We start from the raw sequence: 15,009 nt of genomic DNA on the forward strand, positions 1-15,009 counted from the left end.
AGTGGTCATAGAGAGGTTTTTATCTTCTATTCAAATTTTTAAAGGTCTCTATTTAGAAATTGGATAATACTTGAAAAGTCTGTTTTTCCGTTTCCGGATTCGCTCCACATTCTGTATAAATTCAATGCGGTATTGCCGAGAGGTGTGGATGTTTTGGTTTCCAGTCCGGCTTCTGCAGCAAGACCCAAATCTTTTGTCATCAGGTCTACGGCAAAACCACCGGAATAATTACGGGAAGCCGGAGCATTTTCCATCACTCCCGGATAAGGATTATACACATCTAGAGACCAGTTTTTCCCGGAGCTTTTCTGCATAATTTCGCTTAAAGTCTGAGGGTTAAGACCATGTTTTACGCCCAGATTGATAGCTTCTGAAGTTCCGATCATATGAATGGCCAGCAGCATATTATTACAGATTTTAGCAACCTGTCCCGCTCCGGATTCTCCGGCATGGAATATATTCTGTCCCATACACTTAAGTATCGGTCTGGCTTTTTCATAATCTTCCTGTTTACCACCCACAATAAAGGTTAATGTACCCGCCTGAGCTCCTGCAGTTCCTCCTGAAACGGGGGCATCTATCATTCTGCAGCCTTTTGAAGCAGCAAGTTCAGCAACTGTACGTGCTGTAACCGCATCAATAGTGCTGCTGTCAATCAATAATGTGTTTGGTTTCAGACTGTTTATAAACTCTTCTGAATAAAGGTCAGCTACGTGTTTTCCTGAAGGCAGCATTGAGATCACTACATCAGCATCCTTAGATGCTAATACAGCAGATTCGGCAGCCTGTCCTCCCTCTGACACCAATATTTTTAGAGCTTCTTCCGAAAGGTCAAAACCCACAACATGATGGCCTTTTTTGATCAGGTTAACGGCCATAGGCCCGCCCATATTTCCTAATCCTATGAATGCTATATTTGACATAATTTCTTGATTTAAAGTTTAAGGTTGATAGTTCAATGTTCTCTATTGATGGAAAAATGCTATTATCAGATGTTGAAAAAAGAATGTAAAAACTTCATTTCTAATACTTAGATCTCCATTCTCAGCTTTTCATTTTCCATTTTCAATTCTTTAAAGTAAGAATCTACCCATTCTTCCGTAATGTCATCCAATGTTGCGGGATGCCATTTTGGAGACATATCTTTGTCGACTAATAATGCTCTTACTCCTTCTGCAAAATCAGGGTGGATACAGCACTGGCATGACAGATTCAGTTCAGATTGAAAAACTTCCTCAAGACTTAAACCTTTACCTTGTTTCAGCTGCCTGAAAATAATGTGTGCCGAACTTGGAGATCCGGCTTCAAAGCTTTTCACTCCATTATTCACCCATTCATCTTTATCATTGTGGCTGATCAATATTTTTCTGAAATCTTCCAGAGAGTTGACTTCTTCAAACTGCTTGATAAAAGACTCATGCAATGCTGCCTGAGACTGAGGAATAAGGACTTCTTTTGAAATATTCTCAAGGATATGGGATACGGTTTTATGAGATGTTCCGCTCCAGTCTGCCTGTTGAAGGGCATTGAGAACAGCTTCTTTTGAGGAGGATTCTATATAATAATCTGCAAGTCCTAAAAATTTACAATCTGCTCCATCCAGCCTTGCGCCTGTTAATCCTAAATAGATACCATAGGCAGAAGGCATTTTATTCAAAAACCAGGTTCCCCCTACATCAGGATACAATCCAATTGTAATTTCAGGCATTGCCAGCTTACTTCTTTCAGTAACGATACGGTGTGAAGCACCCACCATCAGACCAATTCCACCTCCCATTACAATTCCGTGTCCCCAAACGATAACAGGTTTTGGGTAAGTATGAATCATATAATCTACCTGGTATTCTTTTGAGAAGAAGTCGAAACAGTCTTGTGGCACTTTTGTACCGTCTGTTGTACGCTGTGCAATAATAGCATCATGTAATTTTCTTACATCACCACCTGCACATAAAGCTTTTTCACCAGCTCCCTGAAGGAATATACAGGCTACTTCACCGGAAGTTTTCCAGTTTTCCAAAACAACTTTCAGTTCTTCTATCATTTCCAATGACAGCGAATTGAGCGTTTTTTCGGAGTTCAGGGTAATAATTCCGACGTTATTTTTTATTTCTGTTATAATTACACTCATGGTATTTAATTAAAAAATGAGGGTTGAGAGTTGAAGATTGTTATTAAAAGTTGTCTAAGTTAAATGCTAAAGATTCTACATTAATGAAAAATCTATTAATCATCTTATTTGTAGAGTAGCTCCTTCTTCAAGGATCTTTCTTGAGATCACGAGTTTCATAATTTCATTGGTTCCTTCCACGACCTGATGTACTCTGGCGTCACGCATCAGCCTTTCAACCGGAAAATCCTGTGTACAGCCATAGCCTCCTAAGATCTGAAGGGCCTCGTTGCATATATTAAAACTCATATCCGTAGCCAGTCTTTTTGCCATGGCACAATAAATAGTGGCATTGGGATCTTTGGAATCAAGTTTAAATGCTGCTAACTGTACCATTTGACGGGCAGCAACCAGCTCTGTCACCATATCTGCAATTTTAAACTGAAGAGACTGAAACTGGGCTAATGATTTCCCGAACTGCTGCCTTTCATGCATATAGCGCTGAGCCTGATTAATTGCTCCCTGCGCAGCTCCTACAGAACAGGTTCCGATGTTGATGCGGCCTCCGTCCAATCCTTTCAGAGCTATTTTAAATCCTTCTCCTAATGAGCCTAAAAGATATTTCTCTTCTACCTCTACATGATCTAAAAATACAAAACGGGTCGGCTGTGTATTCCAGCCCAGCTTTTTTTCTTTTTCTCCAAAACTTATTCCAGGAGTATCTGCATGTACTACAAAAGCACTGATTCCTTTGGTGCCGGATTCTCCCGTACGGGCCATGACAATTAATATATCACTTTCACCTGCTCCGGAGATAAATGCTTTGGTTCCGTTAATACTATATTTATTTCCTTTTTTTACGGCTGTCGTTTTCAAACCTGCTGCATCTGAGCCTGAGCCCGGTTCAGTAAGACAGTAGGAGCCTAAGAGTTGGCCTGATGCCAGATCCGGACATAAGTCTTTTCTGACTTCATCACTTCCAAATTCATCAATCATCCATGAAACCATATTATGTATGGTAATATAAGCAGTAGTGGAAGGACAGGCTGCGGCTAATTCTTCGAATATAATGGCTGCATCCAGCCGTGATAATCCCAGCCCTCCGGCTTCTTCGCTGGTGTATACACCGCAGAAACCCAATTCTCCGGCCTTAACAATAGCTTCTTTGGGAAATTTCTTTTCAGCATCCCATTCTGAAGCATATGGAAACAGCTCTTTTTCAGCAAACTTTCTCGCGGCATCCTGAAATGCCAGCTGGTCTTCATTGAGGTTAAACTCCATAATATTGAATTGAAAATTTATTTGAATTGAAAATTGAGAATGAATAATTGAACGTAAAAAGTGAATGATTGAGAAGTAAAGTCCTTTTTAATGATTGCCTCCCTTATTTTAAGCTGATGGTCATATTCACATTTCCTCCCGGTACATCTTCTTCAAACCAACGGGCAGTAATGGTCTTGGTTTCGGTATAGAAACGAACGCCTTGTTTTCCGTAAGAATGCAGATCGCCAAAGAATGATTTTCGCCATCCTGTAAAAGAGAAAAACGGCAGCGGAACAGGAATCGGAAGGTTAACTCCAATCTGCCCGACTTCAATTTCATGCTGGAATTTTCTTGCAGCAGCTCCTGAGTTGGTAAAAATAGAGGTTCCGTTTCCATATGGGTTTTCATTAATGATTCTAATCGCCTCATCTAATGTTTCTGCCTTTAATAACAGCAATGCAGGCCCAAAAATTTCCTCTTTGTAGATGTCCATATCCACAGATACATTGCTAAATAAGGTAGGCCCTACAAAATATCCGTTTTCATAGCCTTCTACAGTACAGCTGCTCCCATCCAGCAGAACTTCTGCACCCTGATCATAGGCACTTTTGATCAGCCTTACCACTTTTTCCTTAGATTGCTTATTGATCAACGGGCCAAATGCAGCAGATTCATCAGACCAAACTCCTGGTCTGATTGTGCTTAAAGCAGTTTTAATATCTTCTACCCAGTTTTGTGCCTCTCCTACCAATACGGCCACACTGATCGCCATACAACGCTGCCCTGCCGCACCACAGGAAGCTCCTACCAGATTATTGATCACCTGTCCTTTATTGGCATCCGGCATGACCACCATATGATTTTTGGCACCGCCAAAGGCCTGAACTCTTTTCAGATTATCAGTTCCGGTACGGTAAACATGTTCTGCAACCGGTACAGAACCTACAAATGAAATAGCTCTGATGTCAGTATGATTCAGAATATGATCTACCTGATCTTTGGTACCGTGAACAATATTTAAAACGCCTTTAGGAAAGCCTGCCTGCAAAAACAGCTCTGCCATTTTCATGGAAGTCATAGGAGTCTGCTCAGAAGGTTTTAAAATAAAGGTATTACCACATGCTATCGCCATAGGAAACATCCATAAAGGAATCATAGCCGGAAAGTTGAAAGGAGTAATTCCTGCACAGACACCAAGAGGCTGAATGTAACTGTAAGTATCTACCCCTCTTGCTACGTTTTCTACTGTTTCCCCCATCATCAGAGTCGGAATATTACAGGCATGTTCCACGACTTCTATACCGCGCCATACATCTCCCATAGCATCTGCAAAGGTTTTTCCATTTTCCTTAGAGAGAATTTCAGCAATTTCTTTTTGATGTTCTTTTAAAAGGTGCTGGTATCTCAGGAATAGTCTTGCTCTTTCCGGAGTGGCAACTTCTTTCCATATTTTGAAGGCTTCCGCAGCTGCTTCAATAGCTTCATCTATTTCAGATAATTCTGTGAGAGGAACTTCTGCAAGGATCTCCTGTGAAGCAGGATTTTCTACAGGAAGATAGTTTTTTGTTTTACTTTCTGTAAAATTTCCATTGATTAATATTTTTATTTTTTGTGACATAGTTTTTAAATTAAAAATGGAGAACTGAAAGTTATGATCATAAAAATGAGAATGGAGAATTGATTATTTTCAAAAAAATATCGACTATTCATTAAAAACGTTTTGATATTCAATTCTCCATTTTCTTATTGATTTTAAATAACTAAAAGATCTACGAATTCATTGACGTTAAGATTGGCTAATGTGTCATATTCCAATGAATTTTCAAGAATCGTTCTCTGTTGTTTTTCCGGGAAAATACGGGCAAGGTTCACTTTATATTTCTTGATCAGTTCAGGAATACCTTCGTCTCTTCTGCGTTTGTGGCCAATAGGATATTCTACCACTATTTCGTCTAAAACAGTTCCGTCATTAAGTTCTACTGTCATCGCATTTGCAATAGAACGTTTTTCCGGATCGTGATAATCTGCTGTAAACTGAATATCTTCCACACATTCAATTTTGTCACGAAGTACATCAATTCTTGGATCTGAAGCGATGTTATCTTCATAATCGGCAGCTGTCAGTCTTCCATAGATCAATGGTACAGCCACCATATATTGGATGCAGTGGTCACGGTCGGCAGGATTATTTAAAGGTCCTTTTTTATCAATAATTCTAATAGCAGCTTCGTGGGTACGGATGGTAATTTTTTTGATATCATTTGTTGTTTTTCCAAGGTCTCTTAAAGTTGCATGTAATGTCATTGCTGCTTCTACTGCGGTCTGCGAGTGAAATTCAGCAGGGAAGGAAATTTTAAAAAGAACATTTTCCATTACGTAAGAACTATATTCTCTTTGGAATTTGAATTCATTCCCTTTGAAGGAGACATCGTAGAATCCCCATGTTTTTGCAGTCAATACAGATGGATAGCCCATTTCTCCTGTTTGTGCAATCAGGGCAAGACGTACAGCCCTTGATGTAGCATCTCCTGCAGCCCACGATTTGCGGGAACCTGTATTGGGAGCGTGGCGGTAAGTTCTTAAAGACTGTCCGTCCACAAAAGCCAGTGATACGGCATTGATAATTTCATCACGGTTTAATCCGATCAGCTTTCCTACTACAGCTGTAGAAGCGAGCTTTACCAATACAACGTGATCCAGCCCTACTTTATTGAATGAATTTTCCAATGCCATTACCCCCTGGATTTCGTGAGCCATAATCATTGCTTCCAGGACCTGTTTCATTTTTAAAGGTGCTTTTCCATCTGCAATATTTGTTCTGGATAACCAGTCTGCAGTGGCTAAAATTCCTCCAAGATTATCAGAAGGGTGTCCCCATTCTGCAGCCAGCCATGTATCATTGAAATCCAGCCAACGGATGATAGCTCCAATATTGAACGCTGCCTGAATCGGATCCAACTGGAACTGAGTACCCGGTACTTTTGCTCCGTTAGGAACTACCGTTCCTTTTACCACAGGTCCTAAAAGTTTCGTACATGCAGGATAAGTTAATGCTTCCAGACCACAGCCGATCGTATCCAGAAGACAGTAATGAGCAGTCTTCCATGCCAAGTCATTTTTAATTTCGTAGTTTAAGACATAGTCTGCAATGTCTGCTAATACCTGATCGGGTTGTGGTCTTTCGTTTGAGATGTGTGAACTCATTTTTTTATCGTTGAAAAATTTAATTAAATAAAAGTTAAAAGTGGAAAATTGAAAATTGAAAATGAATTATTCCTTTTTCATTTCCACATTCTATGTTCCATTATTTTCGGTCGTTAATGGATACAAATTCTTTGTTTTCGGGCCCTGTATAGTTGGCACTTGGGCGGATAATCTTTCCATCCTGTCTCTGTTCTATGATGTGAGCACTCCATCCTGTCACTCTTGAAATAACAAATAAGGGGGTGAACATCAGAGTAGGAACTCCCATCAGATGATAAGAAACAGCGGAGAACCAGTCCAGATTCGGGAACATTTTCTTTTCTTCCCACATGATCGTTTCCAGTCTTTCAGCAATATCATACAGCAGCATATCTCCTGCTTCTTCGGAAAGTTCTTTAGCCACTTTTTTAATGACTACATTTCTCGGATCTGAAATGGTATACACCGGATGCCCGAATCCGATAATCACTTCTTTATTGGCAATGCGCTGGCGAATATCACTTTCAGCTTCATCCGGAGAATTATAACGGCTCTGGATTTCAAAAGCAACTTCATTAGCACCTCCATGTTTTGGTCCTCTTAAGGCACCAATGGCTCCGGTAATGGCAGAGTAAATGTCAGATCCTGTTCCTGCAATCACACGGCTCGTAAATGTTGAGGCATTAAATTCATGTTCTGCATAAAGGTTTAACGAAATTTCCATTGCTTTTACCCATGACTCTGCGGGTTTCTTCCCGTGTAACAGGTGAAGGAAATGCCCTCCTATTGTATCATCATCAGTTTCTACATCAATTTCTTTTCCATTATGGGTATAATGGTACCAATATAAAAGACCTGAGCTGAAAGATGCCAGTAATTTGTCTGCAATATCTCTTGCTCCCGCCATATTATGGTCATCTTTTTCCGGCTGAATACTTCCGATAGCAGAAACCATAGAACGCATGACATCCATTGGATGGGCTGCAGCAGGAATACTCTTAAGGATATTTCTCACAGAATGAGGCAGTCCTCTCAAAGATTTCAGCTTAGCTTTATAGTTTTTCAATTGTGCTCCGGTAGGCAGCTGGCCATAGATCAAAAGATAGGCTACTTCTTCAAACTGTGCTTTCTCTGCCAGATCCAGAATATCATATCCTCTGTAATGGAGATCGTTTCCACTTTTTCCGACACTGCAAAGCGCAGTATTACCTGCTGCTACCCCTGAAAGCGCAACGCTTTTTTTAGGTTTAAATGTGGGTTCACTGTTATTTGACATTATCAATTATTTTGTTTAAAAAGGTTGTCTAATTTTTGTTCGTAGTCGTAATATCCAATGCTTTGGTAGAGCTCTTCCCTGGTTTGCATGGTATCTAAGACATTGGCCTGGGTTCCTTCTTTGCGAAGATGTTCATATACATTCTGGGCAGCTTTATTGGCAGCACGGAAAGCCGATAGCGGATAAAGAATCAGTTCTACACCTGCATTTTTTAACTCCTCCACCGTGTACATTTTTATCATCCCGAATTCGGTAATATTGGCCAGCACCGGAATTCCCGTAGCTTCAACAAATTTGTGATAAAAGCTTAAGTCAGGAACGGCTTCTGCAAAAATGAAATCTGCTCCCGCTTCCTTGTAAGCGACCGCTCTTTCCAGTGTTTTTTCTAATCCTTCATTGGCAAATGCATCTGTACGGGCACCAATTACAAAATTTTCATCGGTACGGGCATCTGCCGCAGCTTTCAATCTGTCTACCATTTCTTCTTTGGTTACCACTTCTTTTCCCGGTCGGTGTCCACAGCGTTTTGCTCCTACCTGATCTTCAATATGCAGAGCCGCAGCCCCGGCTTTAATCAGTGACTTTACGGTTCTTGCAACATTGAATGCTGAAGGCCCAAATCCGGTGTCAACATCTACCATTAATGGTACTTCGCAGACATTCGTGATACGCTGAACATCTATCAATACATCTTCCAGCGTGGTAATTCCTAAATCAGGAACCCCCAAAGAACCGGCAGCAACACCACCTCCTGAAAGGTAAATTGCATTGAAACCTGTCTGCTGTGCTAATAACGCATGATTGGCATTAATGGTACCAACAATCTGAAGCGGACTTTCTTTTCGCATGGCCTCCCGGAATTTCATGCCGGGAGACTTCAAACTTTCACTTGTAGTCATTATAATATTTATTGTTTAGTTGAAATTTGTTTACAGAAGACCATGAACAGGCACAACAGCAGCCACCATCATTCCATGTGATGGTAAAAAGGAGATCAAAAGGAAGCTGATTGATGTTAATCGTTTTTTGTAATCCGGAATTCGGAATCATTATCTCCATGCAAGCCTGTTTATTTCCAAGTCTGCTGCTTCTGCATAAATAATCGAAATCGAATGGGTACATTTTTTAACTTTTTATATTGATTAAATCTTCATAAAAAGTTCCTGGCAAACTTCACAATGTTTGTAAGAAAGAAAAATATGGAAAAGGAAAATACGATGAATACACGATAATGAAAGAGCATACTACCCCACTACTTATTTGCATCACAAAAATAACATGAGCTGACAAAATATATTGATCCCACTGTTATCCATATCGTATCATACCTGACTATAAGCTTCAGACCGCGAAAGCATCGTCAATTCGAAATAGGCAGGTCTCCTGACTTGTAACAGTTTTTATCGCCCTTCCCATATAACCAGGTATACAGTGGACCTTTATTTGATAAAAACCTTGATGTTACTTACAGTTGCGCGACAGTTCGTGATTTGCACACGATTCCCTTTTAAGACACAGCTAAGTGTAACCAGTTTCGGTTGATAAAGAAGATGTTAAGAACTCCTTGGTGGTAAATATAGGTATTTTATAAAAACGTGAAAGATATTTTATGCAAACAATAACTATTTATCTATAACCCATTGATTTTGTTGTTATTAAAAATACACTTTTCATCCAATAGGCATTATAATTTAGATGATTATGCTTGTTTTTTGTTACTAAATCCCTAAGATATGAGACGAAAAAATCAAACAAGTTTAAAGAAACCGCTTATTTACTATTGTTTTTCATCCTGTGATTAAAGTGTTTTTTTGAATTGTTTTTTTAAGGATAGTGGATCTTTATCTTTTGATATTAAATGATCTTTTTTATATCTTTTTTAGCCAGAAATTTTAATCTTTATTCTTCAATCCATTTTCTGAAAGCAACTGTGTTGCTTTGTAATCAGAGGAGTTTCAGTACTTTTTTTGGAATGGATCATTTTATACAGCCGGGTATCATTCAATACATTGAAAAAATCCGCCAAAAAGTGACGGATTTTATAGTATTTGAGATTCTGTTAAAATTAATTTGCGGCCGGATCAATCAGTCCTGTAGTAAGACTTAAAAATTTCAGCAGATTTTTATGGTCAAAAAGCAAGGTTGCATAATGTTTCCCTTTCTTAAAAACCAGTTTTGAACCTCCTGGAAATTCACTGCCTGCATCAAGTTTCTGCGTTTTAGCATTGTATTTACTGAACTTAGTTTTGCTGTCCTGCAGTGTGCTTTTATTCATAATAAGGCCAAATGGAAGCCCTTCTACCACTACAGGTTTATTCTCTGAAATGGTAAAAAACATTTCATTAACAGCATTATTTCCTCCCAAGCTGCAGTACAACTCCAAACCTGTTTTTGTAGGCCATTTTGCATATTTTTCCTCATTGGCATCTTCATAAAACATAGTTTTCACATTCAATGCTTTTGAGATTTTATCGGGAGTTTGTGGAAAAATAAATTCTGTATTTTTATCCAATAAGGAGTTGAGAACTGCTGTTTTCTGTGAAAATGCAGTGATACTTATCAGCTGAAAAAAGAGGGTTAAGATGAAAGTTAGTGGTTTCGTCTTCATGGATTGTTTAAAATTTTAATGATTTGAAAGTTAAAGGTATTAAAATTTTGATTAAAACCACATTTTAAGCAATTTTCCACACCTTCTTTCTGTCTTTTGCTATTTTCTTTCTTGTACATTAAACACGGTGCCAGCAGGATCTGTAATCCAGTGCATATTTTCAGGAAGCTCTTCAATCTCATCACAGGTTTCTACTCCGTTCGATTGGAGGTATTCTGTAGCTTTTTCTACATCAGGAACCGTCAGCTGTAACCAGGTTTCAGAATGGGTGTAATTATCTACACAGTCTAACCAGATGATATTATTCCCGAATTTTACCTCATGGGTTCTGGAAACAGTTGGATTATTAATCGGTTTTTCTTCAACATTCAGATGTAAAATATCCCTGTAAAAAGCTACCGTTTTTTCATATTTATTTTTTGGAATTTTTATGGCAATATTTATTCCTGCTTCAAATTTTGTATCCATATTGTAGGTTTAACAGTTGTAAAAAATAAAATTAATTAAGACATTATTTACACTTCAACATTCCCTGTTACAATTTCTCCGGAACGTCTGTAATTCGCTATAATGACTCCTTTTGATGTTACATGGCTTTCCGTCAGAACAAAAGCAGCCGGAACCGAATTATCATCAAACAGCTTTTTCCCTCGGCCAAGGATCAACGGATATATTTTTAGGCGAAGTTCATCTACAAGATCATGTTTCAACAACAGATGAATCAGTTCGCTACTGCCCCAAATCTGAATATCAGCACCTTCCGATTGTTTAAGTTTCCGGATATCATCCAGGTTTTTGAGAAAAAAGGTATTCTTCCAATCCGAATGTTCCATGGTTTGAGACAGAACATACTTGTTTCCTTCATTGATTCCCGGCCAAAATTCAGCATGCTGAGGCCAGTACGATGAAAAAATATCAAATGTTTTTCTTCCAAGGAGATAATCAGTCTGTTTCATTTCTTCCTGCATGATTTCACCGAAAAGTTCATCACCATATGATACAGTCCATCCGCCATATTTAAAATTTCCGGATGTATCTTCTTCAGGGCCGCCAGGTGCCTGCATAACACCATCCATTGTAATCATTGATAAGACAATTATTTTTCTCATTATATTCAATTTTATAAATGATATTCTATCTGATTATTGTAAAAAACTATTCAGGTAATTCAGAATTGTTGCGGTTTGCATCATCAGGCTGACATGGCTTTGCCCCGGAACAATTGCCAGTTGGGATTTGGGCATAGGCCCCATATCTGCAGACACTCCACCGCCTAATAATTTATAAGTTTTTGCCAGCTCGGTTTTATCTAAACCATCATTATCTCCAGCAATAATTAAAACAGGCGCTGAAATTTTAGAAATATTATCATCACCCAGGTCGAATGGTTGTCCGGCAGTAGCTATCATCTGCTCCAGAAATTTTGTCCATTTTGTTTTATCGGGCGCTACGGCATCATAAGCGGTATGCATAGGGCTGTTCATGAAGAGCTCAGGTTTCATCCCTTTAAATGCACTATTAACTTCAGGCAGCCAGCCGCTATTTTTATAAGTTGAAGAAATAATGACCAGCTTATTCAGTCTTTGCGGGCTCTGTATTGCCAGCTGATAAGCGATTGCCCCGCCAAAGCTATATCCTGCTATATCTGCCTTATCAATTTTAAGATAGTCCATGACCTTTGTCACATCATTCGCCAGATCAGTATGTGATAATTTCCGTTCTGAAAACGGAGTATGTCCATGTCCCTGTAATTCAACAGCGATTACTTTTCTGTTTTTTGACAGTTCCGGGATCAACTCGCCCCAATTCATATCAATCGTCATGAAGGCACCATGCAGCAATACAATGGGCTTTCCTTTGCCATAGACCTCGTAGTAAACTTTGATACCATTAACAGGTGCATAGCCACTTTCAGATGGTTTCACTTTTTGCCCGTAAACCTGTGATGCAATAGCGATAACAGTAAAAATCAGTAATGACTTCAGGGTTGAGAATTTGAATACACTTTTCATAATATTGTCGGATTTGGTAGTTAAACTTTTAACCAAAATTAGCAAGTCATTATGAAATTCCACTTGTCACAAGACAAGATTTTTCTTAAACGAAATCAGTTCTTATACATTCTGTTTAATAGGGTGTTTTCGCACTTTTAAACATATCAGATTTTACACAATTTCAGAAAGTTTAAGGTAAAATATAAAATAATAGCGCGATTGAAGATAAATATTTTCACAATAATTCAACAAAAATTGATAAAAATTTATTAATTTCGGATAGAACTAAACCTAAAATATTATGAAAAATTTAAAGAAAATCGAAAGACAGGAATTGAAAACAATTAAGGGTGGTATTGACTGCAGAGGCGGACAGATTTGTTTAATCGGCGGAAAGTGGCAATGCATGCCATATGACGGATGTGGTGGTGGAAACCAGCCTTAAGTTTTAATTTAATTATCTGGCTATGAAAAATTCTAAAAAAATTTCAAGAGATCAGTTGAAGAGTATTAATGGCGGAGCAATGAGCTGTTCCGAAGCATGCTGTCCTCCTCCGGGAATAAAGAGATGTCCCTGGGTGATTTGCATAGCACCATGTGAGATATTAAGCTAAAACATTGTATTCTCCAAAATAAAGACCTGTAATTCGTATGAATTGCAGGTTTCTATTTTAAATTCTCTATGTCTTTTTTTTTCAAGACTATATTTTTAATGTAAATTTATTCTTCATTCAAAAAAGTCTCCTCAATCAGATTGGGAGACTTAAAAATTACAATTAGATTGTTCAAACCTATTGAAATATCTTTACTGTTCAACTATTGTAAGCGCATTGTAAGCCCCACTTCCTGAGACATCGAATTGGCTGATTGTACCATCAAATGCTACTGTAATCCATGTAAAAGGTCTTAATTTGCTGCCTTTATTCAGGTATACACTTACTGTACAGGCTGAACCTACGGGTACTGCATTGGGACTTGCTCCGGTATCAGAAGCATATCCATTATTTGTTTTGATTCTTTGTGTAATGGTGCCGGCAGAATCTCTCACTTCCCAAATTGCTTCAGTTTGATTATTGGCCCCGGTATTAACCTGGCTGGATTGTAATGCAAATGTAAAAGTTGCAAAATAAACGCCATCACGCGGTGCTGTAAATTCACCTGTAGCCGGGTCGAAATTTGAGGTTGGAACTCCTGAATCAGAGTCTAATTTTTCAGTCCAGTTCGTTAAATAAGAAGATCTTCTTTGAACTACGCCGGATTTGGTTCCTATTTCTGAGGGAGCAGCACTTTCAAATACATAGGTATCCTGAGTTGTTTTACTTGCCATTACTATAATACGCGGCTTCCCTTTAGGAAAAAAACTGACCCAATTTGAACCGTCGGAAAATTCTAAATATCCTTTTACCCCAATGGCAGGACTTGCAATATATCGTAATGCTCCAGCCCCGGCTTGAGCAGCAGTCTTCGCTGTATTTCCAATAGCAACAGAACTATTGGTTCCACCACGCAAATCCAGAGCTACCTTGGGATTGGCAACCATAACACCTGCCCTTCCCGAACTATTAATTATAATATTCCCGGCATCCGTCTTAACTTCAAGAGGATTAGAAGGATTGGATACTCCTATTCCTATTTGACCGCTTACATATGTTACTTTCAGTGACAAAACAATAACAGCACTGATCAATTTTTTTATTCTATTTTTTCGTCCCATTATCATGTATTTTATAATTCACTAATACTTAAATTATTTAATTTGCTGTCATTTAAAGTATTTCGGGCACTGCCTATATTATGCCTGATGCTAAATTTTATAGTATTATCTTTTTTAAGGTTGAAAATAGCATTGCAATTACCACTTATGTAATTACTTACTGTACCAGCCTGAAAAGCAGGATAAGAATTTATTGTTTTAAATACAGGAATGTTATCTGTACTTTGATTGCTTTCTATTGCAGTTTCTATAAAGGTATTTTTAGGGATATTTCCATTAGCCAGCGTGATGTTGAAAGAAACCAGATAAAAACCATCACGAGGAGCTTTAAAAATTCCTGTGGAAGGATCAAAGTCTCCAGTAGCACCAGCACCTAAATCAACTGTTTCTGTCCAATCTGTAATAACCGTCGAAGCTGCACTTGGAATACTTTGTGCAGAGCCTTTACTGGCATTTACTAGTGCTTTGGTTGGAGCAGTAAGTGGCAATGCAATCCATTGTTCCCCGTCAGAATATTCTAAAAATCCACCGTTATTGTAGCGTATGGCACCTCCTCCCGCTGCAGAAGGGCTCTGTGTATTATTGCCTAAGCCAATAATTCCCTGGTCAGATGAAGACCTCAGATCAACTTTAGTAACCGGATTTAAAAGTCCAAAGCCAACCTGACCTTGTGGTGTAATCACAACATCATTAGATATTTTTGTTGCATCGGGTGCAGAGCCGTTATCTTTTCCCGCATCTATATGTAAAGGTTGTGCAGGCGTAGGAGTGAAAAACCCTATTTGTGCTGTTGTTTTAGTTGCAGAAAAAAATAAAATACAAGCAAATAGTTTATAAGTTATAATGATCTTCTTTTTCATAATC

At 38.6% G+C, this 15,009-nt stretch carries 15 protein-coding genes and 1 riboswitch; of the genes, 1 reads left to right on the forward strand and 14 read right to left on the reverse strand.

Annotated elements, in window-relative coordinates:
• Positions 1–38 precede the first annotated feature (38 nt).
• The 12 genes from mmsB to SFA27_RS13150 form a co-directional block, all read right to left on the reverse strand.
• Complete coding sequence (gene mmsB, locus SFA27_RS13095; RefSeq protein WP_047375451.1) at positions 39–923, reverse strand: 3-hydroxyisobutyrate dehydrogenase; 885 nt, start codon at positions 921–923, stop codon at positions 39–41.
• A gap of 107 nt (positions 924–1,030) precedes the next feature.
• Positions 1,031–2,128: an enoyl-CoA hydratase/isomerase family protein gene (locus SFA27_RS13100; protein ID WP_407292576.1), complete on the reverse strand. Its 1,098-nt coding sequence runs from the start codon at positions 2,126–2,128 to the stop codon at positions 1,031–1,033.
• Positions 2,129–2,227: 99 nt separating this feature from the next.
• Positions 2,228–3,388: an acyl-CoA dehydrogenase family protein gene (locus tag SFA27_RS13105; protein ID WP_047375456.1), complete on the reverse strand. Its 1,161-nt coding sequence runs from the start codon at positions 3,386–3,388 to the stop codon at positions 2,228–2,230.
• A 103-nt stretch (positions 3,389–3,491) separates the two neighbouring features.
• The gene (locus SFA27_RS13110) at positions 3,492–4,988 is read right to left on the reverse strand and encodes a CoA-acylating methylmalonate-semialdehyde dehydrogenase (protein ID WP_264518164.1); all 1,497 of its coding nucleotides are present in this window, start codon (positions 4,986–4,988) and stop codon (positions 3,492–3,494) included.
• A 134-nt stretch (positions 4,989–5,122) separates the two neighbouring features.
• A complete protein-coding gene (locus tag SFA27_RS13115; protein ID WP_047375459.1) occupies positions 5,123–6,574 on the reverse strand; it encodes a bifunctional 2-methylcitrate dehydratase/aconitate hydratase in 1,452 nt (483 codons plus the stop codon).
• Positions 6,575–6,674: 100 nt separating this feature from the next.
• On the reverse strand, positions 6,675–7,829 hold the full coding sequence (gene prpC, locus SFA27_RS13120; protein WP_407292579.1) for a 2-methylcitrate synthase: 1,155 nt from the start codon (positions 7,827–7,829) through the stop codon (positions 6,675–6,677).
• 2 nt (positions 7,830–7,831) lie between these two features.
• Positions 7,832–8,728 carry a methylisocitrate lyase gene (gene prpB / locus SFA27_RS13125; protein ID WP_407292581.1) on the reverse strand — a complete coding sequence of 299 codons (897 nt, stop codon included), beginning with the start codon at positions 8,726–8,728 and terminating at the stop codon, positions 7,832–7,834.
• Positions 8,715–8,951 (reverse strand): hypothetical protein, encoded by a 237-nt coding sequence (locus tag SFA27_RS13130; RefSeq protein WP_047375465.1) that lies wholly within the window; start codon positions 8,949–8,951, stop codon positions 8,715–8,717. The genes prpB and SFA27_RS13130 overlap by 14 nt, the downstream gene beginning before the upstream one ends.
• 233 nt (positions 8,952–9,184) lie before the next feature.
• A riboswitch (cobalamin riboswitch) is annotated at positions 9,185–9,377 on the reverse strand.
• Between the two features lie 517 nt (positions 9,378–9,894).
• Positions 9,895–10,437 carry a hypothetical protein gene (locus tag SFA27_RS13135; RefSeq protein WP_407292584.1) on the reverse strand — a complete coding sequence of 181 codons (543 nt, stop codon included), beginning with the start codon at positions 10,435–10,437 and terminating at the stop codon, positions 9,895–9,897.
• A 99-nt stretch (positions 10,438–10,536) separates the two neighbouring features.
• Positions 10,537–10,905 carry a VOC family protein gene (locus tag SFA27_RS13140; protein WP_407292586.1) on the reverse strand — a complete coding sequence of 123 codons (369 nt, stop codon included), beginning with the start codon at positions 10,903–10,905 and terminating at the stop codon, positions 10,537–10,539.
• 47 nt (positions 10,906–10,952) lie between these two features.
• The gene (locus SFA27_RS13145; protein ID WP_047375470.1) at positions 10,953–11,546 is read right to left on the reverse strand and encodes a dihydrofolate reductase family protein; all 594 of its coding nucleotides are present in this window, start codon (positions 11,544–11,546) and stop codon (positions 10,953–10,955) included.
• Between the two features lie 33 nt (positions 11,547–11,579).
• The gene (locus tag SFA27_RS13150) at positions 11,580–12,449 is read right to left on the reverse strand and encodes an alpha/beta fold hydrolase (protein WP_407292588.1); all 870 of its coding nucleotides are present in this window, start codon (positions 12,447–12,449) and stop codon (positions 11,580–11,582) included.
• Positions 12,450–12,732: 283 nt separating this feature from the next.
• Here SFA27_RS13150 and SFA27_RS13155 point away from each other — a divergent pair, with 283 nt between their 5' ends.
• Positions 12,733–12,876 carry a bacteriocin-like protein gene (locus SFA27_RS13155; protein ID WP_156118360.1) on the forward strand — a complete coding sequence of 48 codons (144 nt, stop codon included), beginning with the start codon at positions 12,733–12,735 and terminating at the stop codon, positions 12,874–12,876.
• Between the two features lie 360 nt (positions 12,877–13,236).
• Here the strand turns inward: SFA27_RS13155 and SFA27_RS13160 are convergent, their stop codons facing one another.
• The gene (locus tag SFA27_RS13160) at positions 13,237–14,145 is read right to left on the reverse strand and encodes a hypothetical protein (RefSeq protein ID WP_407292590.1); all 909 of its coding nucleotides are present in this window, start codon (positions 14,143–14,145) and stop codon (positions 13,237–13,239) included.
• A gap of 11 nt (positions 14,146–14,156) precedes the next feature.
• Positions 14,157–15,005 carry a hypothetical protein gene (locus tag SFA27_RS13165; protein ID WP_047375475.1) on the reverse strand — a complete coding sequence of 283 codons (849 nt, stop codon included), beginning with the start codon at positions 15,003–15,005 and terminating at the stop codon, positions 14,157–14,159.
• Positions 15,006–15,009: the final 4 nt, after the last annotated feature.

The organism is Chryseobacterium sp. HR92 (assembly GCF_045689405.1).
GTDB lineage: Bacteria > Bacteroidota > Bacteroidia > Flavobacteriales > Weeksellaceae > Chryseobacterium > Chryseobacterium viscerum_A.